The sequence below is a fragment of the Nocardia pneumoniae NBRC 100136 genome, assembly GCF_000308755.1.
In the GTDB taxonomy this organism is placed as follows: Bacteria; Actinomycetota; Actinomycetes; order Mycobacteriales; family Mycobacteriaceae; genus Nocardia; species Nocardia pneumoniae.
In genome coordinates this window covers 1-26,213 of record NZ_BAGF01000056.1, presented here as the reverse complement: position 1 = coordinate 26,213, position 26,213 = coordinate 1, and the positions used below count along the sequence as shown (strand labels likewise).

Here is a 26,213-nt window from a genome sequence, read left to right as displayed (position 1 = left end):
ATTGCCGGGTGGCGGGACCAGATCTGCGCCGGTCCCGCCACCCGGGCCGGGATATCAGGCGCTCGGCGGCTCGAGCATCGACCGGTTCGCCCGGCGGCGCATGAGCAGGAAGCCGCCGCCCGCGACCACCGCGGCGGCACTGGCGCCCCCCGCGACGATCGGCATCCACGGCATACCGTCGTCGCCCTGCGGCGCTGCGGCGGGTCCGGTCGCGCCCGTCGACTGCCCGGGCGCGGTCGTGCCCTGCGCAGGCAGCGCGACATAGGGGAAAGCGCTGGAAAACGCCGCGTCGTTGGCGTCGACCTTGTCTCCGGTGGCGAGCGCGTCGACCAGCTTGCCGGTCTGTGCCGCGCCCTCCACAGCTTGCAGCGCGATATCCACCACATCGTCGGACAGACGTCGGCCGTTGGGGAATCCCTGGAGGTCACCGGCGAGTACGCCGAGCCGGTTGGGCTGCGCGGTCAGCGGCACCGACATGTTCAGCCGCAGCATCTCCGACGGCCGGAATGCCGAGGCATGGGCATCGGCGTTGAGAATCTGCGAGTTCAGGTCCGCCTGAATGGGTGGCGCGCCGCCATCCAGTGTCGGCGCCTTCTTCGCGATCCCGGTCAGGAAGATCTCCACCAGGTCGTTGCGCGGTGTGGCCGGTGCGGGCACCTGGTAGATCGACTCGATCAGCTGCGCCAGCTCTGGCTTGGTGACCCGCTCGACCACCTGGGGAATCCCGGCGTCACCGACTGGTTCGAGTCCGTTGAACGCGTCTTTCAAACCGACCGGGACGACCACCTCGTTCACCAGCGGATTGCCCAGCCGCGACACCTGCACCGATGCGCCGACCGGCGTGGCGGCGCCAGGGCTGAGCTGAAGCGTGCGGCGCTCGGTGTCGCTCCATACCCCGATCACCGGGTTGCGGGCCGGGTCGTTCTTCAGTGCGAGTTCGCGCATGGGCACCTGCAGCACAATGGTGTTGACGTTCTTCCCGGCGAGCGTGTCGGTGCCGACCTCGGACAGGTCGCCGCCGTAGAGCAGGTCGAACACCCGCAGGTCGAGGAAGAACGGGTCCTCCGCGGCACCGGCGTACACGGCGCCGCCGCCCGGCAGATTCTCGGTCGCCTGCTTGCGCAGCTCACCGTAGTCGGGCATCGAGGCAGGGCCGGTGTAGGACGGAGCCGCCCGGCCCTGTGCGATCGGCCGCCAGTCGTTCGCGCCGTGGCTGACCGACACCGTGTAGTTCTGGCGGAACAGCAGATTCTCGTCGTTCAGTCCGGTGACCGGCCCGTTGTTGTAGAGGAAAGTGCCCGCGCCGCGTCGATCGTCGGTCGTGAAGGTGACGCGATAGCTGATGTCGGGCTTCGCGTTGCCGTCGTTGTCGATGTTGATGTCGTAGTTGGCCTCGGTGGCCCACGGATAGAAGTTCGGGCCGCCGTTGGGCTCCTGCAGCCCGAACCAGTTGGCGACGATCGTCACCGTGTCGGGCTTGTCCGGGCTGACGAACGCGTAGACATCGGTGTTGTCCACCGCCGGATCACCGGCGATCAACGGGGCCTCGCGATGGCTGGAAGCACCGGCGGTGGGCAGCGCGAGACCGCCTACGGTGCCGCTGAGCACGGTGACGCCGACAGCCAGGAGGGCACCGGCGACGCGGTGTCCACGCCGAGGTGATCGGGACATGAGACTCCCCTTCGATAGATGCGAATGATGTTGCAGCCAATGGTCGGCGCGCGACCTGCCCGGCCACATCGGTCGATCGACCTATCCATCCGGCGAGTTCCGAATGACGCGCTGCCTGGGGCGAACTACCGTGGGAGGGTGTCGATCCCGCCCGCCGCCATCCGGGTCACCGAGGTTCTCGCCGCGCTGTCGCTCACGACCGATCTCGCGACCGGGGCGCCGTTCGAGAAGGGTTTGGCGACCTGCCTGGTGGCCACCGCCCTCGCGGAACGGATCGGTCTGGACGAGTCGGACCGGCGGACCGTCTTTCACGCGGCTCTGCTCGGCGCGGTCGGCTGCACCAGCCGCGCCTCGGAAAACGCGGCGGCGTTCGCCGACGACGTCGCCTTCCAGCGGGCCTACCACGTGCTGGATCCGGGTGATACGCCGATCTTCGCGGCGCAGCTGGCGCAGTTCGGCTCGTGGGCGCCCGACAGCCGGACACTGCTGCGGGACCGGTTCGTCACGACCGCCCCGGAGCAAGCGGCCGCAGCGGTCCGGTCGGTGTGCGAAGTCAGCCGTGCTCTTGGCCCCCGGCTCGGGCTGCCGGAGGCGGCGGTGGTGGCGCTCACCGAGGTGAAGGAGCGTTGGGACGGCCTCGGCGCACCGCAGCGGCTCGAGGGCGAGGAGATTTCGCTGACCGGGCGGATCGTGCACGTCGCCGAGCAGGCGGTGCTCGCCGCGGCCGAACGGGGACGGCACGGCGCGGCGGCCGAGCTGCGGCGACGGGCCGGCGGGCATCTCGACCCCGAACTGGTGGCCCTGTTCGCCGCCGACGCGGACGCCGTGTGGCACTGCCTCGATGTACCGGACGTGCTCACTGCCGTGGTCCACGGGGAACCCGGCGTGCCGCTGCGCATCAAGCCCGGCGAGCGGCTCCAGCTGTGTCTGGCCATGGCGATCGTGGTGGACCTGAAAGGCCGCTGGCTGCTGGGGCATTCGGGACATGTCGCCGATCTCGCTGGCGGGGCCGCGGAACTGTGCGGGATGGATCCCGGCGATCGCGACGCGCTGCGCGCGGCGGCATTACTGCACGATATCGGGCGCGTGGGGGTTTCCAGCGCGATCTGGGATCGGCCCGGCCCACTCGGCCCCGGCGACTGGGAACGTGTCCGGCTGCACACCTACTGGACCGAGCGGGTGCTGCGACGCTGCCCCGGCCTGGCCGACCTGGCGGACATCGCCGCCGGTCATCACGAACGCCTCGACGGCAGCGGCTATCACCGGGGCGTCCGAGGGCGTGACCTCTCCAAGCCAGCGCGGATTCTCGCCGCGGCCGATGTCTTCGCGGCGCTCACCGAGCCGCGGCCGTATCGCCCCGCCTTCTCCCCCGACGACGCTGCCCGGGAACTTCTGGACGCCGCCTCGGCGGGAAACCTCGACCGGGACGCGTGCGCGGCCGTGGTGGAGGCGGCGGGACTGCGCAAGCCGCGCACCGACCTGCCCTGCGGTCTCACCGAACGCGAGCTCGACGTGCTGCGTCTGGCCGCGCGCGGACTGTCGAACCGGCAGATCGCCGCCCAGTTGGTGCTGTCCGAGCGCACCGTCGGCCATCATCTCGCACACATCTACGACAAGACCGGCCGCCGCACCCGCGCCGGAGCCGCGGTCTTCGCGATGGAACACGGGCTGCTGCCCGAATAAGTTACCGTCTTGCCGGTGCCGGGTTCGTCCGCGAGCAGAAAACGAAGCCGTGGCTGCGGCAGCATCGCCCCGTGTCAGGAGATCGCCGCCGCCTGCGGGCAGCTCGCCGCCGAAGCCTGACCCGGCACCGGCGCGGCCGGGACCGGGATGTTCACCCGGTGTGGTTGCGCAGCACGGTTCCGGCCGATTCCGCGGCCAAGTCCTCGGCGTACCGCGGAATGGGGGTGCCGGACCGCAGGTGCCGACGCACGGCCGAGTACGGCAGGTCCAGCACCACCATCGTGACGAGCTCCCGGCCTCGGCTGTCGTCGAGGCCGAGGCGCCGCGTGAGATCGCGCACGCCGTGCATGGCGCGGCGATTCGCGCGCCGCAACCGCTGTTGCTGCTCTTGCGGCCAGTGGGATTCCTCGAAGTCGGCGGAGCCGTACAACAGGATGGCGGCATCGAGCGGGTTCTCGCGGCACCATGCGACGATGTGCCGGGCGCCCGCCTCAGCGGCCGCATGCGCGTCGGCGGCGTCGATGGCGACGAGGAATCCTTCGTGAAAGCGATCGAGCGCGCGCAGCCACAGCGCCGCCAGCAGGGCCGGTCGATTCGGGAAGCGATGGTAGACCGAGCCGCTCGGCGCCCCGGCGAGACGTGCCACCGCCGTCATCGTGACATTGCCCGGCCCGGACGCGGCGGCCAGTTCGGCGGCAGCGTCGAGCAGGCCGTCCACGTCATGCCTCGGCGGTCTACCCATGCGAGTCCGTCCGGAGGACGGTGTTTCTCCGCTGTGACCGCAGGATGCGCAGCCGCCCCAGCAGACCGGCCGCGGCGAGTACGGAGACGAGCCCGAGCGCCCAGGGATCGGAGTCGTTCCCGCCCAGATCACGGTCGAGGGCGTGGTTGATCGCATGGAAGGTGTTGGCGAACAAGAATCCGGCCAGTGCGACCGCGAGGGCATCGCGCCACCACAGTGCGCACAGCATCATCAACCCGATACCGAGCTGGAAGACACCGGCATCGTGCAGGAAGTGCACGTGGTTCGGCCAGTTCGCCCATCGGGCGAATCCGGCGGGATCCGCCCGCATCCACGCCCCGAAGCCGACCATCGTGGACGCGCTCACGATGGTGACCGCCATGACGAAATTCCCTGCGCCTCTGCGGCTTTGCCCACCTGTCGCGGCCATGCGGCAGCACCTCCCGGATTTTAGAGAACAACCTCTAGAACCACATTAGAGCATTCCTTCTAGAACGCTGGAAGGCCGCAGGACATGATTCGAATCACCGCTCGCTCGGTGGTCGCCGTGCGACTGGCTGGCCAGATGTGAATCCTTTCGGGATTTCGCGCCTCTGATAGTCGTGTCGGCAGTCGGCTGGCACGGGATAGGAGGTCGTCGTGATCATTGCCGCCGTTGTCGTGGGTGTTGTACTGGTGTGCGCGTGCAGTATCGCCGTGTTGCGCAGGAAGGGACGGACCCGTGGTTGAGACGATCTGGCCGGACGCGGAGTTGGTCGCTTCGGCGCGCGACGGTGACATCGGGTCGATCGCCGCGCTGGTGTCCGGATCGCATCCGCACGTGCGCCGATTCGCCTACTCGCTGTGTGCCACACCGGAGGACGCCGAGGACGCCGCGCAGGAGGCGTTGATCGTCCTGTATCGCAAGATCGGCACCTTACGCGCCTCGGGCGCGCTGGTCTCGTGGATGTTCCGCATCGTCCGCAACGAATGCCTGCGGCAGCTGCGGCTGCGCACTCGGCAGATCGAGTCCCCGCCGGACTGCGCCGTGTCCTCCGCCGAGGAGCAAGCCATCCGCGCCTGGGAGACCGAGCGGGTGGCCGCTGCCATCGCGGCGCTGCCCGACGACCAGCGGCGGGTGCTGATCATGCGTGACGTTCAGGGCTACAGCGGACCGATGGTGGCCGATTTGCTCGGCCTGAGTACCGCGGCCATGAAGTCGCGGCTGCACCGGGCCAGGGCCGCGGTCCAGCACAGCCTGCGGGACGTGTCCGAGCCGGGCGAGGAGCCGTCGTGACCGAGCGTGGCTTCGCCAGTGCGTCCCTGCCGCGCCACCTGTTGCGCGGGCTGGCCGGATTCGGCGCGGTGGTAGCGGCGTTCGCGCTGTATCCGCTGGTCGGGTTCGTGAGTTTGCTGCTGGTGCCGGTCGGAATGGTCGCGCTGCGCGGCTGCCCGACCTGCTGGGCCATCGGACTGGTCCAGACCATCTCGCGTGGCCGTCTGCGCCGGTCCTGCGTCGACGGACACTGCACGCTGGTCGACAGCGGAAACCGGCCGCACTAGTCGGCTCGGCGGACGCTCCGGGCGGCCGACCCGGTGGCGCGGGCGTTCCCGGTCGACGGTGGCCTACGCTTCCAGGAGTGAGCGGGTTGGAGTCGATCGACGTGGTGCGCCTGCGCTGGTTCGTCGCGGTCGCGGAGGAGTTGCATTTCGCGCGTGCGGCGAAGGCGCTGCACATCTCGCGCCAGAAGCTCAGCCACTGCGTCATCGACTTGGAGAACGAGCTGGGGACAAAGCTTTTCGTGCCCGGCGCGCAGCCGACGCAGTTGACCGATGACGGGCGCGAATTGCTGGAGCGGGCGCGGGAGATCATCGCGCGTGCGGAGTCGGCGGCCGATGAGCAGCCGCGGTCGCCCGCGGTGCTCCGCGTGGGCTTCGTGCCCGGTGTCACCGTCTCCAAGTGGACGAGAATCTGGGGCGAGCGTTTCCCTGAGATGCCGCTCGAGGTCATCCCGCTGGCGCAGGCCGACCAAGAGTCGGCATTGCGCGAGGGACGGGTCGACATGTGCTTCGTCCGGTTGCCGATCGACCGCGAGGGCATGAGCCTCATTCCGCTCTACCGGGAGGTCCCGGTCGCGGTGGTGCAGAAGGACCATCCGATCTCGGTGTTCGACGAGGTGCGCAGAGCGGACCTGGCCGATGAGCACCTTCAGGACACCTCGGATATCGACACGGTCGGCGCAGCGCTGGAACTGGTCGCCGCGGCGGGTGGTGCGGCCATCGTGCCGCACTCGCTCGCTCGTCTGCACCATCGCCGCGACCTCGTCTACCGCACGCTGGTCGATGTAGCGGAGACCGAGATCGCTCTGGCCTGGCCCGCCGACCGCACCACGGAGTTGGTCGAGGATTTCATCGGCGTGGTGCGCGGCCGGTCCGAGCGCAGCTCGCGCGCTCCGGCCCGCGCGACGAACGCGCAGCCGCGGAAAAAGTCTCCGGCCGAACGCACGGGCGGGCGTCCGAATCCGGCGAAGAAGAAGCCCACCCGGCGACGCGGCCGGTAGCCGTACCGCCTCGGCCGCTGGTCGCTCGGAATACGACACGGGGTCGGCGACCCAGCCTTACCGCTGCCCGAGATGCCCGCCCGCCTCTCGGACTCCTGGCGAAGTGACGCGCGAGTCCGCTGGCGCGCGAGGAAACGCTCCGAACCGCGGCGCGGACCAGAAGGGTCCGCGCCGCCTGTCGATCAACCCTTGCAGACCCGGTTGAGCTCGTTGGTCGCGCCGTCCATGCTCGAGACGTTGTCGTCGGTGAGGGCGCGCGCGTACGCGGTGATGGCGTCCTTCTCCGCGCCTTCGGCATTGATGGCCGAGAGCTTGGCGGCGAGGGACTGCTGCACGGTCGGGTCCAGGTTGCCGCCGGACTCGTCGATGGCGGCGTTGATGGCGTCGATGGCCGCCCCGCAGGCCGGTGACTGGGCGTGGGCGGGCGCCGCGGGCAGCAGGAGCAGGGAGCCGATGGCGCTTGCCGACAGCAGTGCGACGGAACAGGTCTTGATCATTGCGTCCTAAGGATCGTGGGTACCGAAACCGGGGTCAGCGGCCCGGTCGGGACGCGGACCCCGGACGCACACGGTACCGGACACGGCCGTCGGTATCGGACGAATGAAATTGCGACAGAAGACTATTCGTACCCCGAAACTAGCGCGGCTTGCGCCGCAACCAGGAGTCGCGGATCAGGATGCCGACGATCGCGGCGGAGAAGCCGATGAGGAAGATGTTCTCGATCCGGCCGCTGTGGTTGCCGACCAGCATGGCCAGCAGGATCAGCGCGACGATCCAGCCCGCGATCCGGAAGGTACGACGCGACTCGCCGCTCCAACCCCAGGCAGCGGAGGGAACTTCGGCAGGATCCACGCGAGTGACGATGCCGCGCTCGGTGTCGGCGTGTTCGAGTTCCGTGGCGGCCACGATCGCTCCTTAGCTGTTTCCTGTACCGGGAATCGGTACGCACTCGATGAGCTACTGCCGCATATCGTGACATACGACGGTGCGTCGTTGTAAGTCACCCCGCGCCGGTCGAACGGGTTCTCAGCGGTAGGACAGAATGAGGTCGTGTCCGACATCGTCAGAGTCCTGCTGCTGGGCAGCACCGGATCCATCGGTACCCAAGCGCTCGAGGTGATCGCCGCCAATCCCGACCGCTTCGAGGTGGTCGGGCTCGCGGCGCGCGGCGGCAACACCGAGTTGCTCGCCGCCCAGATGGCCGCCACCGGCACGCGCAACGTCGCCGTCGCCGATCCGTCCGCCGCGCGGCAGCTGGACCTGCCGCTGGGCGGTCCGGGCGCGGTGACCGAGCTGGTGCGCCACACCGAGGCGGACGTCGTGCTCAACGCCCTGGTCGGCTCGCTGGGGCTGGAGCCGACCCTCGCCACCTTGCAATCGGGCACCCGTCTGGCCCTGGCGAACAAGGAATCCCTGGTCGCGGGCGGTTCCCTGGTCACGCGCGCCGCCGCCCCCGGCCAGATCGTCCCGGTCGACTCGGAGCATTCCGCGCTGGCGCAGTGCCTGCGCGGGGGTCGCGCCGACGAGGTCGATCGGCTGGTGCTGACCGCGTCCGGCGGCCCGTTCCGGGGCTGGACGGCGGAAATGCTCGAATCGGTCGATCCCGCCGAGGCCAAGGCGCATCCCACCTGGTCGATGGGCCTGATGAACACGCTGAACTCGGCCTCGCTGGTGAACAAGGGGCTGGAGCTGATCGAGACGCACCTGCTGTTCGGGATCCCCTACGACCGCATCGACGTCACCGTGCACCCGCAATCGATCGTGCACTCGATGGTCACCTTCACCGACGGCTCCACGCTGGCCCAGGCCAGCCCACCGGATATGAAGCTCCCCATCGCGCTGGCCCTCGGGTGGCCGGACCGAGTGCCCGGCGCCGCCGCGGCGTGCGATTTCAGCACCGCGTCCACCTGGACGTTCGAGCCGGTCGACAACGAGGTCTTCCCGGCCGTCGAGCTGGCCCGCGCGGCCGGGCAGGCGGGCGGCAGCGTCACCGCGGTCTACAACGCCGCGAACGAGGTGGCGGTGCAAGCCTTCCTCGACGGCGCCATCCGCTTCCCGGATATCGTGCGGACGGTCGCCGCCGCGGTGGAAGCGGCCGAGCAGTGGCGCACCGAGCCGGACTCGCTCGACGAGGTCCTCGCCGCCGACTCCTGGGCCAGGGAATTCGCCGCCGCCCGGGTCCGCGGCTGACCGGGCGGCCGGATCGGACGCGCGCCGCGACCGCGTCCTGGCACACTGAAGACACCGGGTCGGCCGTTGTCCGGTTAGGGTGATCAGAGTGCTCGCGGCCAGGAGCGGACGCGTGCGTGCGGGATATTCGAGCTGCGCAAACGCAGGAGGGCTGTAGAGCAAATGGTGTTCGCGTTGGGATTCGTGCTGTTCGCGCTCGGCATCACGCTGTCGATCGCGCTGCACGAATGTGGGCACATGTGGACCGCCCAGGCGACCGGAATGAAGGTCCGGCGGTATTTCATCGGCTTCGGCCCGCGCATCTTCTCGTTCCGCCGCGGCGAGACCGAATACGGCCTGAAGGCGCTCCCGCTCGGCGGCTTCTGCGACATCGCGGGCATGACGGCGCTGGACGAGCTGCGCCCGGAGGAACTCGACCGCGCCATGTACCGCCAGGCCACCTGGAAGCGGCTGCTGGTCATGTCCGGCGGCATCGCGATGAACTTCGTGCTCGGTTTCCTCCTGATCGTGGTGCTCGCCGTCGGCTGGGGCCTGCCGAACCTGACCGAGCCGCCCGCCACCGCGCTCGGCCCGATGAGCTGCGTGCCGCAGCAGAACCCGGACGGTTCGACCGAGCCGTGCACCGGAACCGGCCCCGCGCAGCGCGCCGGATTGCGACGTGGCGACATCGTCAAGGAAGTGAACGGCGTCAAGGTGGACACCTGGCGGGAATTCCAGGCCGAGACCCAGAAGCAGACTGGCCCGTTCAGCTACCTCGTCGAGCGTGACGGCCAGACCCTCACGATTCCGGTCACCCCGGAGCGGGTCATGCGCTACCCCGAGGACGGAGGCGCGGGACGCGAGGTCGGCGCCGTCGGCGTGGCGCCGGATCGCTACGAACCTGTGCAGTACAACGTGCTGGCCGCGATTCCCGCCGCGGGCGCGTTCACCGGGGACATGTTCGTGCGCACCGTGGACTCGCTGACCCAGATGCCCGCCAAGGTCTCCTCGCTGTGGGTGGCGGTCACCGGCGGTGAGCGTGATCCGGAGACCCCGGTCAGCGTGTACGGCGCCAGCAAGATCGGCGGCGAGACCGCCGAACGCGGCTTGTGGAACATTTTCATCCTGGTGCTGGCCAGCCTGAACTTCTTCCTCGGCGTCTTCAACCTGCTGCCGCTGCTGCCGCTGGACGGCGGCCATATCGCGGTGGTGATCTACGAGAAGATCCGCAACACCATCCGCGGCTGGAAGGGCCTGGCGCCCGGTGCGCCGGTGAACTACATGAAGCTGCTGCCGGTGACCTACGTGTTCGTCGTGATCGGCGGCGCGTACATGCTGCTCACCCTGGCCGCCGACATCGTCAATCCGATCAGGCTGTTCTGACCGGGGGCGACGGCCGGGCGACGCGGTTGACGACGTAGTCTGTCGGGTCGGCCGGGGAAGCGTTGTCGCTGCTGTCACAGGGTGGCTGTGGTGCGCCAAGGCTAGACTCGGCACCGAACGGGCCGGACACGACGAAAGTAGGCAGCCGAAGGTGACCAGCACAATCGGATTGGGGATGCCGACCGCTCCCGCGGCCGTGCTCGCTCCCCGGCGCAAAACCCGCCAGCTGATGGTGGGCAATGTCGGGGTGGGCAGTGATCACCCGATCTCGGTGCAGTCCATGACCACGACCAAGACGCACGATGTGAACGCCACCTTGCAGCAGATCGCGGAGCTGACCGCGTCGGGCTGCGACATCGTGCGGGTGGCCTGCCCGCGTCAGGAGGACGCGGACGCACTGGCCACGATCGCGCGGAAATCCCAGATTCCGGTGATCGCCGACATCCATTTCCAGCCGCGCTACATCTTCGCCGCGATCGACGCCGGGTGCGCCGCGGTCCGGGTCAACCCCGGCAACATCAAGGAGTTCGACGGCCGGGTCAAGGAGGTCGCCAAGGCCGCGGGCGCCGCGGGAATTCCGATCCGCATCGGCGTGAACGCCGGTTCGCTGGACAAGCGGATGATGGAGAAGTACGGCAAGGCCACGCCGGAGGCGCTGGTGGAGTCGGCGCTGTGGGAGGCGAGCCTGTTCGAGGAGCACGGGTTCGGCGACATCAAGATCTCGGTCAAGCACAACGATCCGGTGATCATGGTGGAGGCCTACCGCCAGCTGGCCGCGCAGTGCGACTACCCGCTGCACCTGGGTGTCACCGAGGCCGGTCCGGCGTTCCAGGGCACGATCAAGTCCGCGGTCGCGTTCGGCGCGCTGCTCAGCGAGGGCATCGGCGACACCATCCGGGTGTCGCTGTCGGCGCCGCCCGCCGAGGAGGTCAAGGTCGGCGGGCAGATCCTGCAGTCGCTGAACCTGCGCCCGCGCAAGCTGGAGATCGTGTCGTGCCCGTCCTGCGGGCGCGCGCAGGTCGATGTGTACACCCTGGCCAACGAGGTGACCGCGGGCCTGGAGGGCATGGAGGTGCCGCTGCGCGTGGCCGTCATGGGCTGCGTCGTGAACGGGCCCGGCGAGGCACGCGAAGCCGACCTGGGTGTGGCCTCCGGCAACGGCAAGGGCCAGATCTTCGTCAAGGGCGAGGTCATCAAGACCGTCCCGGAGGCGCAGATCGTCGAAACGCTCATCGAAGAGGCGATGCGCATCGCCGAGGAGATGGGCGAGAGCGCGGGAACCGGCGAACCGGTCGTCACGGTCAGCTGAGCGAAACGCGCCCACCTGGGCTTTCGGCATAGCCATACCGTATGGCGCCGGTTCGTGGCAGGCTGTCACCGTGCGGAGTCTGCTGGAGCCGGCGCGACGGGCCAAACACGCCCCTGCGCGGCAGCTCGCGAATCGGGACCTGGCGCACGTCCTGCGGGTACTGGACGCCGATCCGGTGGCCTCCTGCATGGTCGCCGCCCGACTACAGGAGTTCGGTCTGGACACCCGGTGTGGCCAGGGCGAGCTGTGGACCCGGAGTGGTCCGGCGGAGTCGCTGTGCTTCTCGGGTGCGAACCTGGTGCCGCTACTGGGTGACCGAGACGCGCTGCGCGCGTTCGCCGACCGGGCGGTCCGCTGGCCGCGTATCTGCTCCTCGGTGGTGGGCCGCAGGGAGCTGGCGTTGCCGCTGTGGGAGATGCTGGCCGTGCACTGGGGCCCCGAACGGGAACTGCGCGGCGAACAACCACTGCTCGCGCTCTCCCAGCCGCCGCTGGCCACACCCGACCCGGCGGTTCGCCGGGTCCGTCCGGCCGAGCTCGAGCGCTACCTCTCGGCCGCGATCGCGATGTTCATCGAGGAGGTCGGTGTCGATCCCCGCGCGGGCGACGGCGGGCGCGGCTACCGCCGCCGCATCCAGAGCCTCATCGAATCCGGTCGCGCCTGGGCCCGTTTCGAGGACGGGGAAGTCGTCTTCAAGGCCGAGGTGGGCTCGCTGTCCCGGCGCACCGGCCAGATCCAAGGGGTCTGGGTGCATCCGGAGCATCGGGGGAAGGGCCGCGGCACCGCGGGCACCGCGGCGATCGCGAGCGCGGTGGTCGCCTCCGGCCGCATCGCCAGCCTGTATGTGAACGACTACAACCGGATCGCTCGCCGCGCCTACAGCCGGGTCGGGTTCCGGCAGATCGCGACCTTCGCCACCGTCCTCGTCGACTGACCGCGCATCCGTGGTGAATTCCGGAGTGCCGCAGGCGTTTGCCTGCCGATGGCCACTACCATCGGTGCCGATGCCGACTCGGATGCTGCTTTCGCTCGCCCTCGCGGTGACCGCGGTGGCCGCCGCGGGGTGCGCGAGCCAGGCGCAGGGTCCGGTGCCCGCCGCGGACGCGTTCGTCAAGGCATTCGCCGACCATCGCGTGGCCGCCGCCGCCGAACTCACCAATCTGCCCGAGAAGGCAACCGACGCATTGCGTTCGGCCTGGGACCAGTTGCAGGCCGAACAGCTCACCGCACGCACCGGCGCGGCACGGGTCACCGGCGACACCGCGACCGTCGACTACACCTACGAGTGGCGGTTGCCCAAGAAGCGGACGTGGAGCTACTCGGGCCAGTTGCAGATGGGCCGCAGCAACGGGCGCTGGATGGTCCGCTGGACCTCCGCCAACATCCATCCCCGGCTCGGCGACACCCAGACCATGGCGTTGCGATCCAATCCGCCGCCACGGGCGCGGGTCAACGAGCAGTCCGGCAGTGACGTGCTGGTGCCGGGCAAGGTGTCGCGGGTCGCGTTCGCCGCGGCGCAAGCGCCCGATGCCGCGGCGGTGGCCACGACCCTGGCCGCGGCACTGAACCGCTTCGACAAATCGCTGACTCCACAGTCGATCCTCGACGCGGCGAAGGCCGCTACCGGCGCCTACACCGTGGCGCTGCTCAACGAGAACGAATCCGGCCAAGTGACCACCGATCTCATCGGCCTGCCCGGTGTCACGCTGACCCAGCAGTGGGACCTGGTCGCCACCGACCGCGATTTCGCGCCGGATCTGCTCGCCCAGATTCGCAAGACCGTGATCGCGGAGGTGGACGGCAAGGCGGGCTGGAGCGTGGTCACCATGAACGCCAACGGCGCCGACACCGACGTGCTCATCGAAGTGCCGTCCCAACCCGCGCCGTCGTTCTCGCTCAGCGTCGACCGCACTGTGCAGAACGCCGCGCAGCACGCCGTGGACGCGCGCACCGAGCAGACCATGATGGTGGTGCTGCGTCCGTCCACCGGCGCGATCCTGGCGGTGGCGCAGAACAAGGCCGCCGACCGGGACGGTCCGATCGCGACGACCGGCCAGTACCCGCCCGGTTCGGTGTTCAAGACGGTCACCGCGGCCGCGGCGATGTCGAACGGCCTCGCGACCCCCGACACGGTGCTGCCGTGCCCTAGCCGCATCATCATCGGCGAACGCACCATCCCCAACTACAACCTGTTCACGGTCGGCAACGTGCCGATGACCACGGCGTACGAGCGATCCTGTAACACGTCGTTCGCCAAACTCGCCAGTGAGCTGCCCGGCCCCGCGCTGCACGACGCCGCCGCGAAACTGGGCGTGGGGCCGGGCTATTCGGTGGTCGGGCTGCCGACGGCATCCGGGTCGGTGCCGCCAGCAGGCGATCTGGTCCAGCGCACCGAGGACGGCCTCGGCCAGGGCAAAGTCGTGGTCAGTCCATTCGGGATGGCGCTCATGGCGGCCACCATCGCGCGCGGCTCCGCGCCCGTGCCGTATCTGATCGCGGGACGGCCCACCCGGATCGACGGCGACCGCCCCGCGCTCGCCCCTGACGTGATCGAAGGGCTACGCCTGATGATGCGCAAAGTGGTCACCGGCGGCACCGCCGAGCGGATCGCCGATCAGGGCGAGGTGTACGGCAAGACGGGTGAGGCCGAAGTCGAGGGCGGTTCACACTCCTGGTTCGTCGGGTTCCGCGGTGACATCGCGTTCGCCACGCTGCTGGTCAGAGGTGGTAGTTCCGACAATGCCGTCGCCGTGACGCGAGATATGTTCGCGGCATTGCCCGCCGGGTACTGAAGCGTTTGCGTTCCCACACCGGAACAACCCAGCACAGACGCTCACGGCGCCGTGGGCGGTCCAGCGAGAACCGCGCCACGGCAACCATAGTCGACCGATACTTCACGGGGGTGCCCTTCGTCGTGCCTATGCGATCAGCAGATGCTCCAAACTGGTCGTCCGGTCGGAGTACTCGTCGACGCCGATGACCGCGACGAACTCGCGATCAGCGGCACGCTGCTGAAGCGGACTCCATGATGTGGCGAGATACCAACCGGCTCCGGCGGTGCCATGCGGACCCAGACCCCCGCAATAGATCCAATATCGGTCCGGGTGCGCCTCCGGGCTCGGCCGCACCCGCGCGATGACGCCGATGTTGCGGTCGTCGTTCGAGTCGTATTCGCTGCCGTCGCTCAACCGCAGATGCACCGAACGAGAGCCGTCCGCGCCCGCGGTGTTCCGGATGGTGAACAGCGGACGCTCGACGGTCTCGAGATACAGATGGGTACAGTCGTTGCCGCTCAGCCCGAAACTGATGTAGGGCCGGTCGGAGCGGGCGACGATGTCGCGGTCGCTGCGGACATCGGCTCGAATGCTGGTGTGGCGTTGGAGCAAGGAGAACACATACAGCAGTCCGCGGACATCGTTCTCCGTCACGACGGACGGGACGTCGGCACCGGTCGGCTTCCCGAAGGGACGGGAGATGCCCGCCGCCTCCAGTGCGTCCACCGATGGCCTGGTCAGCTCGAGTCTCGGGTACACCAGAGTGGTTCCCCTGGTGGTCATCTCGGCCCCGAGAAACGCCTCGAGCAAGATGTCGGTCCCAGCCTCCTGCGCTCGTGGGTCGACCGGTGTGGAATTGGCCATCTGAAACAATCCTTCAACCGTCCAGCCCGGGAACATTCGCTCCAGCACCCGGCAGTGATAGTCGCGCGGAAGCCCGACCATACGACCCGACAACCACTGGTAGTACTGCGCCTTCGCCGGCCCATGCCCCGGCGGAATGGGTGGGTCGAGCTGCGCCGCGCACCGGTCGTACGCGACCAGGAAATCCGGATGACTTTTGAGATGCCGCTCCGCCAGCAGCATCTTGAGTACGGTCGCCAACGAAAACCCCCTTACCCCTGCAGCCCCCGTCCACGGTGACGAAGGCTCTGTTGTATTCGCTCAACCGCAACGAAACTGGGCCGTCGGCACTAGCCTGCCGACGGCCCAGCCGGATCAGCCGTTAAACATAGATGAAGCTGAGTCCATTACTCGTTCCTCCAGAGGTCGTGACGGTGAGTTGCACGGTTCCCGTCCCGGCGGGTGAGACGGCCGTGATCTGGGTGGCCGAGTCGATGGTGAACGAGGCCGCCGGTGTGGCGCCGAAGTTCACCGCGGTGGCTCCCGTCAGGTCCGTGCCGGTGATCACGACTGTCGTGCCACCTGCTTGCGGGCCGGTGTTGGGTACCGCCAGGGTGAGCGCGGGCGCCGCGATGTAGGTGTACGCGACGCCGTTGCTGGTTCCTCCCGCTGTCGTAGTGGTGATCTGCACGGTTCCCGTCCCCGCCGGAGCGACGGCCGTGATCTGGGTGGCCGAGTCGACGGTGAACGACGTCGCCGGTGTGGCACCGAAGTTCACCGCGGTAGCTCCGGTCAGATCCGTTCCGGTGATGACCACTGGGGTGCCGCCGGCGGCGGGTCCGGTGTTGGGTACCGCCAGCGTGAGGGCGGGCGCCGCGACGTAGGTGTAGGCGACGCCGTTGCTGGTTCCACCGGCGGTGGTCACCGTAGCCTGAACGGTCCCGGTCCCTGCTGGTGCGACGGCCGTGACCTGGGTGGCGGAGTCGACGGTGAACGAGGTGGCCGGTGTGGCACCGAAGTTCACCGCGGTGACGCCCGTCAACGCCGTGCCGGTGAGCACGACCGTCGTGCCACCCGATACCGGACCGACATTCGGTACCGCTGCGGTGAGGGTGGGCACGTCGACGAAGGTGTAGATGACGCCGTTGGTGGTTCCACCCGGGGTGGTTGCGGTGATCGCCACCGTTCCGGTCCCCGCCGGTGCGACCGCGGTGATCTGGGTGGCGGAGTCGACGGTGAACGAGGTTGCGGGTGTGGCACCGAAGTTCACCGCTGTGGTTCCGGTCAGATTCGTGCCGGTGAGCACGACCGTCGTGCCACCCGATACCGAGCCGAGACTCGGTACCGCCGTGGTGAGGGTGGGCGCGGCGAAGTAGGTGAACGCGACGCCGTTGCTGGTTCCACCCGCTGTCGTGGCGGTGACCTGAACGGTTCCGGTCCCGGCCGGGGAGACGGCGGTGATCTGGGTGTCCGAGTTGACGATGAACGAGGTCGCCGGTGTGGCACCGAAGTTCACCGCGGAGGTCGTGGACAGCCCTGTTCCGGTGAGGACCACGATCGTCCCGCCAGCTACCGGACCCACGTTGGGAACATCCGTGGTGAGGGTCGGTATCGGAACGTAGGTGAAGGCCAGGCCATTGCTGGTTCCGCCCGCGGTGGTGGCGGTGACTTGCACGGTTCCCGTCCCCGCCGGGGCGACGGCGGTGATCTGGGTGGCGGAGTCGACGGTGAACGACGCTGCTGGTGTGGCGCCGAAGTTCACCGCGGTGGTTCCGGTCAGACCGGTGCCGGTGAGCACGACCGTGGTACCGCCCGCGGCTGGGCCCACGTTCGGTACCAGCGCGGTGAGTGCGGGTACCGGGATGTAGGTGTAGGCGACGCCGCTGCTGGTCCCGCCGGGGGTGGTGACGGTCAGTTGCACCGTTCCTGTTCCCGCGGGGGCGATGGCGGTGATCTGCGTGGCGGAGTCGACGGTGAACGAGGTCGCCGGTGTGGCACCGAAGTTGACCGCGGTCGCTCCGGTCAGACCCGTTCCGGTGATGATCACCGTGGTGCCGCCGGTTGCCGGACCCGTATTCGGCACCACCGTGGTGACGGCGGGTACCGGAATGTAGGTGAAGGTCAGGCCGTTGCTGGTTCCGCCTGCGGTGGTGGCGGTGACCTGCACCGTCCCGGTTCCGGCCGGGGACACGGCGGTGATCTGGGTGGCGGAGTCGATGGTGAACGACGCTGCCGGTGTCGCTCCGAAGTTCACCGCTGTGGTTCCGGTCAGATTCGTGCCGGTGAGCACGACCGTTGTTCCACCTGCTTGGACACCGGCGCTCGGCACCAGCGTGGTCAGGGTGGGCACCGCCACGTAGGTGAACGCCACGCCGTTGGTGGTTCCGCCGGGTGTGGTGGCGGTGACCTGCACGGTCCCGGTCCCCGCGGGAGCCACGGCGGTGATCTGCGTGTCGGAGTTCACGGTGAACGAGGTCGCCGGGGTCGCACCGAAGTTCACCGCGCTGGTACCGGTCAGCCCGGTTCCGGTAAGGACTACCGTTGTTCCGCCGGTCACCGGTCCGAGGTTCGGTACAGCTGTCGTCAGGGTGGGTACCGCGACGTAGGTGTAGGCGAGACCGTTGGTGGTTCCGCCCGCTGTCGTGGCGGTGACTTGCACGGTTCCCGTCCCGGCAGGGGCGACAGCGGTGATCTGGGTGGCGGAGTTCACGACGAACGACGCTGCCGGTGTGGCACCGAAGTTCACCGCGGTCGCTCCCGTCAGTCCCGTTCCCGTGAGCACCACTGTGGTGCCGCCGGTCACCGGACCGACGTTCGGAATCAGGGTCGTCAGGGTGGGTACCGCGACGTAGGTGTAGGCGACGCCGTTGCTGGTTCCGCCTGGGCCGGTGGCGGTGATCTGCACCGTCCCCGCCACACCCGCCGGAGCGACCGCGGTGATCTGGGTCGCGGAGTTGACCGTGAACGAGGTCGCTGGTGTGGCACCGAAGTTGACGGCCGTGGTGCCGGTGAGGTTGGTGCCGGTGAGCACGACGGTGGTGCCGCCGGTGACCGGACCCAGGTTCGGCACCGCTGTCGTCAGGGTGGGTGCTGCGACGTAGGTGAGAGGCACACCGTTGGTGGTTCCACCGGCGGTGGTAACGGTGACCTGCACGGTACCCGTCCCGGCCGGGACAACGGCCGTGATCTGGGTGTCGGAGTTCACGACGAACGACGTCGCCGGTGTGGCACCGAAATTCACCGCGGTCGCGGTGGACAGGCCGGTGCCGGTGAGCACGACCGTCGTGCCGCCGGTCGTCGGGGCGGTGTTGGGGGAGACGCTGGTCAGGCTGGGAACCCCGGCATAGGTGTAGGAGACACCGTTGCTGGTTCCACCCGACCCGGTCACCGTGACCTGCACCGTCCCGGACCCGGGTGGCGCGATAGCGGTGATCTGCGTCGGGGAATTGACGGTGAAAATAGTTGCGTTGTTACCGAACCGCACCGTCAATGGGCCGGTGAACCCGCTGCCGGTGATCACGACACTATTGCCGCCCGCGGCCGGTCCCGCGGTGGGGGAGATCGAGGTGATGGTCGGCACCACGACATAGACGAAGGTGACCGGGTTGCTGGTTCCGCCCGGTCCGGTGACGGTGATCGACACGATCCCACTCCCGGCAGGGGAGACCGCGGTGATCTGGGTGTCGGAGTTGACCGTGAACGACGTCGCCGGTGTGGCACCGAAATTCACCGCCGTGACACCGGTCAAGCCCGATCCGGTCAGCGTGACCGTCGTGCCGCCCGCGGTGGAGCCTTGGCTGGGGTTGACGCTGCTCAGCGACGGAACAGCGAGATAGGTGTACGAGACACCGTTACTGGTCCCCTCCGAAGTGGTCACGGTGACCTGCACCGTACCCGGCGAACCAGCCGGGGCGATCGCCGTGATCTGAGTGGGGGAGTCCATCGTGAAAGTGGTGGCGGTAGTGCCGAATCTGACGGTCGTGGGACCGGTGAACCCGGTGCCGGTAATCGTCACACTGTTACCGCCCGTGGTGGGCCCTGATGTGGGGGAGATGGAAGTGATGGTAGGCATGGCGCTGCCTCCTCGTTGCCGTGGTGATCGTTCTTCTGCACCGGGGGGTGCCCGACTCGCTCAATGGCCCGGCTACTTTCCATTAACACTCCTGAACCAGCACTCCGGCAATGAGTATCGAATCCGTTTTGGTCCGTTTTCGGATTGGTCGCGTGTCGCCCGTGACCAGCGCGTCTGGTGTTGCCGCAGTGGCATTTTCGCGGAGCTCCCGGTCGCTCGACTGGCATGCGACCGCCGGGTTCGGTCGCTGAAACCGTGAACTGCCGCGAGCGTTCGGCAAATTTGCCGAAACCGCCCCGGCAGTGACTTACCCAGGTGTACTGTCATCGAGTCAGAGGAACAGTTCAGGCGGGTCCTCGAATTCGAGGCCCGCCTTCCGTGCCCGGTTTACCATCTTCCGATCCCATTCCCGGTGCACCCGTAGCGCCATACGAAACTCGCCCATCTGCTCGGACATCTGTTGCGTCTGCGAAATGGCAAGGTCGCTCAGCACTTTCGCGGCATCGGCCTTCGTCTTGGTCATGGTGGCGTCGACATCGCCGCGCTTGAACCATGCCGTCACGATTGCCGACAGCACCGAGGAGCTGGCGATCAGCACTAGCGCCGCGAACACCGGCGACTGCTGGACCATAGTCATGGCTCCTCCTTCATCTTCACCGCGTGCAGGGCCTGCACGTCCCGCAACACCTGTCGGCGCTTCCACAGGAACGCGAGACCCAGCGCGATAGGCAGCGGCCCGCCGAGAATCGTGGCGGGACTGAGAGTTCGATACTGGAACTGAAGCACCAGTAGCTGGCCGCCGAATGCCATCAGCGACCAGCCGACCGCACCCAGTCCGATTTGCTCGACCAGGTATCCCCACACGCGCCGGGCGAACACGCCGACCAGCGTCGCGAGGCAGCCGATCAGCATGAGGCTCAGCCACAGCACCCGGAATCCCGGTGGCATGCTCGCCGTGGCGGAACCCGGTGGCGGACCGTAGGACGCCTGCAACAGCGCCGACGCCCCGAAGACGGCGCACAGGACCACTTCGAAGGGATCGTGACGTGTCGTCGCCTTCGGGGATTTCATGCGGGTTCACCACTGTCCGGCGGCGCTGGGCTCACCCGCTGGCGTGCCGACTCGACGGCCGGAAGTCCCAGTGCCGCCGCGACAACGGCGAGGATGAATCCGGACGCATCGGCCGAGACGATGCCCTTGGTGACCCCGTACCCGATGATTGCTACAAGTAGCGGGTACAGCAGGGCGCGAACGGGCTCGCTGCGCAGGATGTCGAGTACTTTGTTCATCGGTTTTCCCTTTCTCTTTTGTGTGGGTTGTGTGGAAGCTCCCCGGTGGTCGGGTTGGTGTCCGGTTGCCCGAGTCCGTTTTGCCGGAGTGGTCTGTATGTCAGCGGGTTTCGTCGAAAGTTGACCATCCGAGGCCAGCTCTCATATCGCCGTGATTCAGCGGTTCGTGGATCACCGCGTATACAACTGCGCTCCCCGCCTCCGCGCCGCGACAGCGCGTTCGGCTGGAAGTCCTTGCACCTCGCCCCGGCGCTCGCGGCTGGGGGGCGTTGAGCTCGATAAGGTCGGATCGTCGACGAACAGCTGAACTAGTCGAACCCGTCTGTGGGATAGAAGGATTCGCGACGCTGCACGTCCGCGTGCACCGGGGGACAGCGGTCGGCTACGGTGCGGCCGGTCGCGGTGACACGGGGACCCCTCGAGTGCTGCCCCGAGGAGGGGGAGAGGAAAGTAGGCATACGCTGCCTCCTCGTTTGCTGATTCCTCTACACCGGGGGGTGCCCGACTCTGGTAGTGGCCCGGTTATATACCTCCATTAACACCCCGGGACCTGCAGTTACGCAACGCGTCCCATGATCCGTTTTTGTCCGGTTTCCGGATTGTTGCCAGGTGTTGACGGTGCTGTGCCATCTCGGACCGGAAAGCCCATCGGGCGTTGCTGGAGCGGTCTTCTCGTGAATGCGGTTGAGCGCCTGCACCTTGCGGCAAGGGGATGGAAGGTCGCTCGAGCCGCCCCACGGTGCCTCACCCATGCGAAAAGCCGCATCGGCAGAGCGGAGCGAACACCGCGTCATGGTGAACGAACGACCGCCGACACCACCTCGAAGCCGAACCACCGCCGCGATCGGCACCGAGAACTCCTCTGCGACATCTTCGCTCGCGGCCCAACGAGGACCCGGGTTCTCCTGAAGCCGCGCTCAGCGTCAGCTGCCCATCGATGAGTCATCAGGAGCGGTTCCTCCTGGGGCCACCGGCCCCTCGCGGCGCGGCTCGGCGGCGATCCAGCGGCCGGTCGACGGCAAGGCGGCAAGAACGAGAATGGGCAGCACCGGGGTCGCCATCGTCAGCAAGATCGGATCTTCCGTGCGTATGACGGAGGCAAGGACGTAGAACAGCCCCAGCCCGGAATCGATGATCACCAACACCCGACCAGCTGTGGTGCGACAGAACAGCAGGATCGCGCCGAGTGACCAGAGGACCGCCCCGGCCCCCACCAAACCGATCGACCGGATCATTCCACCCGACAGGTACTCCCGGTTGTCGGATACGTACATGACCGCGGAAATGGTTCCGAGTAAACAGATCAGCCCGATGCCCAGCGAGAGCGAAGCCGCGCCGATTGTGGTGGCTCCACTCGGTGCTGGTTCTCGGCGACCCAACCCTGCCGGTGACAGCTCGCTGCCAACGCCACCATGTGGATACCCCATTGACATCCCCCTTCTCCGATCTGGAACCTTACTTCACCACAACCGGTTCGGCTGCTCGTCCGCAGTCTTCCGCTGGCATGTGTGGTGACGCGGCGTTGCGCTCTGTGCCGGGCTGGGTTGAACGATGCGGCTCTCAGGCAGATTCACGCCTGGCGTGCACCCCGGCCGGACTTCCCGATGACGTGCGATAGCGGACGTGTCGCTGACGCTGGCCGGTACGGGCCAACCGCGAGGTCATGAGACCGGAACGCTTATACAGATCTGCGCGGGAGTTGTACCAGTAGCCCTGTGCGGGTAGTAGTCGGAGGGTGAATGGTCAGCCCAAACTGCTCCCGGCCGGTCCGGGCCCAGTTTTCGACGTCAGGGTCATCTTGGATGGCACTGTCGACATGCGCACCTATCAACGCAAGTATCTCGTCATCTATTCGCAGCCGCAGCGGAGTATTGGCTTGGGGGACGTGATGGGTCCTCTGCGGCAGGCCGACTATCAGGGCACCTTGTCGGCTCTGACAGCGTGCATCGAATATTTGGACCAGCATTTCGGCTGGGAACTGGTTACTGTCTTCACTCGCCAGGTCGAGGTGTTGTTCATCCACCACGCGATGCTTCGCCGCCGCCATCCACATCAGCAGGCCTGACAGTCGGCTATTCCGAAGGAGCCTTCGGGATCTCGGGCGAAGGGCTGCGACGCGCTCGCCTGACCCGGGTGCTGGTCGATCTGATGCGTGGCGTTGGGCCATGTTGTGTTGAAGCTGGATTCGCCGATTGCGGCGGACCGGGGCAGGTCCACGCGCGCCGAGCCTTGGGCTCAAACGCGAGCACACCACGTGAAGTGGGCGGTGAGATCGGTGGGGTGGGTGAGATAGCAATGGGTCCGGCGCTGGTCCAGCGGCCGGATCCACTCCTTCCTGCTTTTGGCGGGGCAGGTCGTCACCCCTTCAAGGCGCGGATCATATTGACGAGCACTTGCGCGCCGTCTCGGGTGCCCTGGTCATCGCCATTCTTGAACTCTAACTCGCCATCCCAGCCGCCAATGCTGGCCGTCAGTTTGTAGCGTGGGCGCGTGGTGGCAGGATCCAGGGGTTCCGATATGGGTTCCACCGTTTCCGTAACGGTGACGCCGTCAACTGTCAGGGCGCGGACCAGGGAATTCTTGGTGGTCGGCGGCGTCGCGTCCAGGTCCGCCCGAAACAGAGAAGCGTACCCGACGAACTCGCCGTCCGGTGTGTCGTAGAAACATCCGTTGCCGCCCCCGATTTTCTCGGTCATTGGCCTGGTAGCGCCCAGGCTGACTTCCAATTCTCGGGTGTTATAGCGGGCGGAGAAGAACTGTTTAGGAAAATCGCACAATTCCTGCAGCGAATGGTCGCTCGACTTTGATGTGTGTTGTTCGGTATCGGGGTTCGGGGAGAGGCTGCAACCCGACATAAGTAGCGTGATTGCCGCAATTGGCGTGATTACCCGCAGTTTCACGTCGCTACCCATTCCGTTCCGGGAGCGCGCGTGTCGAAGCTCTTGGAAGCGCTTTCCGGCCAGTGGTTGCCGAGAAATCCCTTCGGATTTTCTGTGGAGTCGGTTATTTTCTTGATATTCTGCTTTTGGATACTGAGTGCCTTGACGAGTTTGTCTCCATACGCTATCGTTTTCGGGATGATATCGGCAAGCGCGTCGATCGCGTCGGAAATGCCCCAGGGGGTTTCGAAGAATGAACCGATCTTGGTTACGGCCGCAGTGAATCTGGCTAGAAATCCGATGATATCCTGAAGGATGCCGGAGTAGAAGTCCCAAGCGGAATCCGATATCGCGGCGAGGCAGTCGCTCAGTTTATCGCAAGTTGCTTTGGCCGAATCCATGGCGGTGTCCTGTAGCGTGCGTGCCGCCCCGTATCGATTGGCTGCACCACCTTGCCAGTAGCCGAGCACGTTGCCCTTGACTACTTCGTTGTTCTGCGCTTCGCCGATCTTGGATTTCAGCTTCAGCCATTCCTCGCTGGTCTGTAGGAAGGCGATAGGCGCACGTAGACCTTCGATGGCATCGTGCAGCTTATCCAGTAGATCTCGGAGCTTGTCCTTGATTTCTTCCTTATGATCTTGCATGTAGCCACTGAAGTTGTCCTGGGTGATCGCGTCATACGCGGCTCCGACAGCTGCGCCGATCGGCCCTCCGAACGCCTGTCCCTCATATATTGCCATCGCCGCTGCTGCTTCATTGAACGCAACCTCCACTTTGGCGGGCTGGCTTCGTATTTCCGCTACCTTGTCCGCGAACTGATCGAGAACGTTGTTTATTTCATCGAGACTTTTGGTGGCGCCCACAACTATCCTTCGTCCAGTTTGATCAGCACGTTCGCGAAGTTTTGATCCTGTTGCAGATATACGTTGGCAACGTGCTCGAGGACGTCTCCAATCGCCTCCGTTTCATCGCGTCCCTCGCTCAGCCTGTCGTACATATACTGTGCGGCTGCAACCTGAGCATTCCAGGCTTCCTGAAACAGCGCCCAGACGACATCTTTGTTGCTGTGTCGAATGCTATCTGCCTTGTGTGCGGCCTCGCCCAAGCTGTCCGACGCGCGATGCCAGGCCCTCGCGGCGGAAACCAGCTGGTTCATGTCCGCCGAAAAATTGGTCACTATTGATTCCTCATCAGATAGTTCTTGTATTCGCCGAGTTCGAACTCGAGCTCATCGTCGGAGCGGTGCGCCCATGAACCGCCTTCGTGGAAGCGTGGACGCTGTTGACGGATCTGATTCGCGCAGTCGATGATGTCGTGGGCGATGTCCGACGGGTTCGCCGTTGCCGCCCACCTCGGATCGATGCGGATGCTGCTGATGCGAGAGAGGCTTGCGGCGACGGTGACGGAACGTGATCCGAAGTCGGTCCAGGGGCCTTCGCCAATGAACTCGTCACGTCCGCTGAGCGCTCGTTCGACTTCCTCGAATTCGGTGAGTGACTGCGTGTCGAGGAGTGTGATCATTTGGGCACGGTGGGAAGGGGATGCGCTCAGTGCGGCGAATTTTCCCTGCGCGATGATCGGCGCGTCATGATGCCAGAGTGCCAGGTAGTACCCGGTCATCGCCGCCGCGGAGAAATCTGGTGGGCCCAAGCGGTTGTGGAGATTGCGGACCACATCGACCTGGACAGGAAGACGACCTTCGTCGAGGTTCATCGTGAACAGTCCCACACCGACAAGACGAGTCCACTCTGTCATGCAATTCCTTTGTCACCAGCCAGAACGAAACGCTGCGCGTCTTCCATTGCCATTACTGCGCACCTTCTCCTCGATCGTCAATGTTGACCTGTGGCAGCTGCCTTACTGATTGGACGTCGCCTGGCCGGATTCGGTTCCGTCGGGTTGTTACCAGGTTTCGGGGCGGGTGGATTGGAGGTGGTGGAGGGCTTGGTCGATCCAGGTTGTGAAGTGGGTGGTGAGGTCGGTGGGGGTGGTGGGGCGGACGGTGATGTGGTGGGTGCGGTGTTCGGTGTAACGGCCGTCGTTGGAGATGTCGTGCCACTGGAGGACTTTGGCGGGGGTGGCGTGGGTGTGCAGGGGGGCGGTGAGGAGGACGGCGGTGCCGCCGCCGTCGACTGGGCGGCCGAGGAGGCGCAGGTATTGCTCGCGCGGGGTGTTGCGGGCGTTGTCCTGGAGGTAGGTGTCGCGGCGCGGGGTCAGGTCGTCGGGGTGGAAGGTGGCGGGCCGTTCGGCGCCGGGTTTGCAGGCGGGGATCGCGTTCACCAGGCGAGTGGGGAGTTGGTCGACGGGGAACATCCGCACGCGAATGGGGCTGTGCTCGTGCCGGTTGCCTGCCTGGCTGAGGACGACGGCGTGGTAGTCGGTGCGGGCGCCGAGGATCCGGTACTCGCGTAGGTCGTCGCGGCCGGTGCTGTTCTTGTGCTTGCACGTGCCGCCGAGGATTTCGATGCGGAGCACGGACGTGCCCAGGGTGTGCAGGGCGGCGTTGATCTCGTCGAGCTCGTCGGCGGAGTAGCGCTCGCGGATGGCGGCGCGGTGGGTATCGAACTCGTCGCGGAAGGCGAAGCGGCTGGTGTAGCGCAATGGGCTGGGAATGCGGTCGTGGGCGTCGCCGTACCAGAGAGCGGCGAAATCGTCCGGTTCCCAAGTCCATTCAGCCATGTGATGGTCCAATCTGGTCGCGCCGAGGCGACCCGCTGTCCTGCACGCCCGCGACTCCCGCATGCGGGCGTGTGCCGAGTCGAAAGGTTGGATGCGGTCACCCCGGACTGCTGGCACCCGATGTCGATCACGTGCACCCCGGTGCCCGAGGCGATCCGACGCCAGGCCGCCAAACCGTCC

26 protein-coding genes are annotated in these 26,213 nt (G+C 67.0%); 10 read left to right on the top strand and 16 right to left on the bottom strand.

Going from position 1 to position 26,213, the window contains the following annotated elements:
- Nucleotides 1-54 precede the first annotated feature (54 nt).
- A complete protein-coding gene (locus tag ON34_RS17730) occupies nt 55-1,671 on the bottom strand; it encodes a DUF4331 domain-containing protein (protein ID WP_040780644.1) in 1,617 nt (538 codons plus the stop codon).
- Between the two features lie 138 nt (nt 1,672-1,809).
- Here ON34_RS17730 and ON34_RS17725 point away from each other — a divergent pair, with 138 nt between their 5' ends.
- The gene (locus ON34_RS17725; protein WP_040780643.1) at nt 1,810-3,354 is read left to right on the top strand and encodes an HD domain-containing phosphohydrolase; all 1,545 of its coding nucleotides are present in this window, start codon (nt 1,810-1,812) and stop codon (nt 3,352-3,354) included.
- Nucleotides 3,355-3,505: 151 nt separating this feature from the next.
- Here ON34_RS17725 and ON34_RS17720 read toward each other — a convergent pair whose 3' ends face one another.
- Together ON34_RS17720 and ON34_RS17715 are read right to left on the bottom strand one after the other, a co-directional pair.
- Nucleotides 3,506-4,096 (bottom strand): TetR/AcrR family transcriptional regulator, encoded by a 591-nt coding sequence (locus tag ON34_RS17720; RefSeq protein WP_040780642.1) that lies wholly within the window; start codon nt 4,094-4,096, stop codon nt 3,506-3,508.
- The gene (locus ON34_RS17715; protein ID WP_083889522.1) at nt 4,089-4,478 is read right to left on the bottom strand and encodes a hypothetical protein; all 390 of its coding nucleotides are present in this window, start codon (nt 4,476-4,478) and stop codon (nt 4,089-4,091) included. The genes ON34_RS17720 and ON34_RS17715 overlap by 8 nt, the downstream gene beginning before the upstream one ends.
- A 339-nt stretch (nt 4,479-4,817) precedes the next feature.
- Between ON34_RS17715 and ON34_RS17710 the strand changes: the two genes are divergently transcribed.
- The 3 genes from ON34_RS17710 (at nt 4,818) to ON34_RS17700 (ending at nt 6,636) form a co-directional block, all read left to right on the top strand.
- Nucleotides 4,818-5,372: an RNA polymerase sigma factor gene (locus ON34_RS17710; RefSeq protein ID WP_040780640.1), complete on the top strand. Its 555-nt coding sequence runs from the start codon at nt 4,818-4,820 to the stop codon at nt 5,370-5,372.
- Nucleotides 5,369-5,638, top strand: a complete 270-nt coding sequence (locus tag ON34_RS17705) for a hypothetical protein (RefSeq protein WP_040780639.1) — start codon at nt 5,369-5,371, stop codon at nt 5,636-5,638. The genes ON34_RS17710 and ON34_RS17705 overlap by 4 nt, the downstream gene beginning before the upstream one ends.
- 77 nt (nt 5,639-5,715) lie before the next feature.
- Entirely contained in the window at nt 5,716-6,636 is a 921-nt protein-coding gene (locus ON34_RS17700) for a LysR family transcriptional regulator (RefSeq protein ID WP_040780638.1), read from the top strand.
- A 182-nt stretch (nt 6,637-6,818) separates the two neighbouring features.
- Here the strand turns inward: ON34_RS17700 and ON34_RS17695 are convergent, their stop codons facing one another.
- Both ON34_RS17695 and ON34_RS17690 read right to left on the bottom strand, forming a co-directional pair.
- The gene (locus ON34_RS17695; RefSeq protein WP_040780637.1) at nt 6,819-7,133 is read right to left on the bottom strand and encodes a hypothetical protein; all 315 of its coding nucleotides are present in this window, start codon (nt 7,131-7,133) and stop codon (nt 6,819-6,821) included.
- Nucleotides 7,134-7,272: 139 nt separating this feature from the next.
- Nucleotides 7,273-7,542, bottom strand: a complete 270-nt coding sequence (locus ON34_RS17690; protein ID WP_040780636.1) for a DUF2631 domain-containing protein — start codon at nt 7,540-7,542, stop codon at nt 7,273-7,275.
- A 144-nt stretch (nt 7,543-7,686) separates the two neighbouring features.
- Here ON34_RS17690 and dxr point away from each other — a divergent pair, with 144 nt between their 5' ends.
- The 5 genes from dxr (at nt 7,687) to ON34_RS17665 (ending at nt 14,289) form a co-directional block, all read left to right on the top strand.
- Nucleotides 7,687-8,826 carry a 1-deoxy-D-xylulose-5-phosphate reductoisomerase gene (gene dxr / locus ON34_RS17685; protein ID WP_040780635.1) on the top strand — a complete coding sequence of 380 codons (1,140 nt, stop codon included), beginning with the start codon at nt 7,687-7,689 and terminating at the stop codon, nt 8,824-8,826.
- Nucleotides 8,827-8,988: 162 nt separating this feature from the next.
- Nucleotides 8,989-10,188: a M50 family metallopeptidase gene (locus tag ON34_RS17680; RefSeq protein WP_040780634.1), complete on the top strand. Its 1,200-nt coding sequence runs from the start codon at nt 8,989-8,991 to the stop codon at nt 10,186-10,188.
- 151 nt (nt 10,189-10,339) lie between these two features.
- Nucleotides 10,340-11,497, top strand: a complete 1,158-nt coding sequence (gene ispG / locus ON34_RS17675; protein ID WP_040780633.1) for a flavodoxin-dependent (E)-4-hydroxy-3-methylbut-2-enyl-diphosphate synthase — start codon at nt 10,340-10,342, stop codon at nt 11,495-11,497.
- 70 nt (nt 11,498-11,567) lie between these two features.
- Nucleotides 11,568-12,431: a GNAT family N-acetyltransferase gene (locus ON34_RS17670; RefSeq protein ID WP_083889521.1), complete on the top strand. Its 864-nt coding sequence runs from the start codon at nt 11,568-11,570 to the stop codon at nt 12,429-12,431.
- A 70-nt stretch (nt 12,432-12,501) separates the two neighbouring features.
- Nucleotides 12,502-14,289, top strand: coding sequence for a penicillin-binding transpeptidase domain-containing protein (locus ON34_RS17665; protein ID WP_051022798.1), 1,788 nt, complete (start codon nt 12,502-12,504; stop codon nt 14,287-14,289).
- Between the two features lie 126 nt (nt 14,290-14,415).
- On the opposite strand, the gene ON34_RS17660 is transcribed toward ON34_RS17665, so the two are convergent.
- The 6 genes from ON34_RS17660 to ON34_RS17635 all read right to left on the bottom strand — a co-directional run bounded on the left by ON34_RS17660 (nt 14,416) and on the right by ON34_RS17635 (nt 21,749).
- A complete protein-coding gene (locus tag ON34_RS17660; RefSeq protein WP_157172327.1) occupies nt 14,416-15,375 on the bottom strand; it encodes a hypothetical protein in 960 nt (319 codons plus the stop codon).
- 121 nt (nt 15,376-15,496) lie between these two features.
- Nucleotides 15,497-19,186, bottom strand: coding sequence for a beta strand repeat-containing protein (locus ON34_RS34700; protein WP_083889520.1), 3,690 nt, complete (start codon nt 19,184-19,186; stop codon nt 15,497-15,499).
- A gap of 331 nt (nt 19,187-19,517) precedes the next feature.
- Nucleotides 19,518-19,823, bottom strand: a complete 306-nt coding sequence (locus ON34_RS17650; RefSeq protein WP_157172326.1) for a hypothetical protein — start codon at nt 19,821-19,823, stop codon at nt 19,518-19,520.
- Nucleotides 19,820-20,257, bottom strand: coding sequence for a hypothetical protein (locus ON34_RS17645; protein ID WP_157172325.1), 438 nt, complete (start codon nt 20,255-20,257; stop codon nt 19,820-19,822). The genes ON34_RS17650 and ON34_RS17645 overlap by 4 nt, the downstream gene beginning before the upstream one ends.
- Complete coding sequence (locus tag ON34_RS17640) at nt 20,254-20,475, bottom strand: hypothetical protein (RefSeq protein WP_040780629.1); 222 nt, start codon at nt 20,473-20,475, stop codon at nt 20,254-20,256. Before ON34_RS17640 ends, ON34_RS17645 begins: the two co-directional genes overlap by 4 nt.
- Nucleotides 20,476-21,398: 923 nt before the next feature.
- Nucleotides 21,399-21,749 (bottom strand): hypothetical protein, encoded by a 351-nt coding sequence (locus tag ON34_RS17635; protein ID WP_040780628.1) that lies wholly within the window; start codon nt 21,747-21,749, stop codon nt 21,399-21,401.
- A 461-nt stretch (nt 21,750-22,210) separates the two neighbouring features.
- Here ON34_RS17635 and ON34_RS17630 point away from each other — a divergent pair, with 461 nt between their 5' ends.
- The gene (locus ON34_RS17630) at nt 22,211-22,540 is read left to right on the top strand and encodes a hypothetical protein (RefSeq protein WP_040780627.1); all 330 of its coding nucleotides are present in this window, start codon (nt 22,211-22,213) and stop codon (nt 22,538-22,540) included.
- A 292-nt stretch (nt 22,541-22,832) separates the two neighbouring features.
- On the opposite strand, the gene ON34_RS17625 is transcribed toward ON34_RS17630, so the two are convergent.
- The 5 genes from ON34_RS17625 to ON34_RS17605 form a co-directional block, all read right to left on the bottom strand.
- Nucleotides 22,833-23,375: a hypothetical protein gene (locus ON34_RS17625; RefSeq protein ID WP_157172324.1), complete on the bottom strand. Its 543-nt coding sequence runs from the start codon at nt 23,373-23,375 to the stop codon at nt 22,833-22,835.
- Nucleotides 23,372-24,217 (bottom strand): hypothetical protein, encoded by an 846-nt coding sequence (locus tag ON34_RS17620; protein ID WP_040780624.1) that lies wholly within the window; start codon nt 24,215-24,217, stop codon nt 23,372-23,374. The genes ON34_RS17625 and ON34_RS17620 overlap by 4 nt, the downstream gene beginning before the upstream one ends.
- Nucleotides 24,218-24,219: 2 nt before the next feature.
- A complete protein-coding gene (locus ON34_RS17615; RefSeq protein WP_040780622.1) occupies nt 24,220-24,531 on the bottom strand; it encodes a hypothetical protein in 312 nt (103 codons plus the stop codon).
- Complete coding sequence (locus tag ON34_RS17610) at nt 24,531-25,109, bottom strand: hypothetical protein (RefSeq protein ID WP_157172323.1); 579 nt, start codon at nt 25,107-25,109, stop codon at nt 24,531-24,533. The genes ON34_RS17615 and ON34_RS17610 overlap by 1 nt, the downstream gene beginning before the upstream one ends.
- A 147-nt stretch (nt 25,110-25,256) precedes the next feature.
- The gene (locus tag ON34_RS17605; RefSeq protein WP_040780617.1) at nt 25,257-26,033 is read right to left on the bottom strand and encodes an ESX secretion-associated protein EspG; all 777 of its coding nucleotides are present in this window, start codon (nt 26,031-26,033) and stop codon (nt 25,257-25,259) included.
- Between the last annotated feature and the right edge of the window lie 180 nt (nt 26,034-26,213).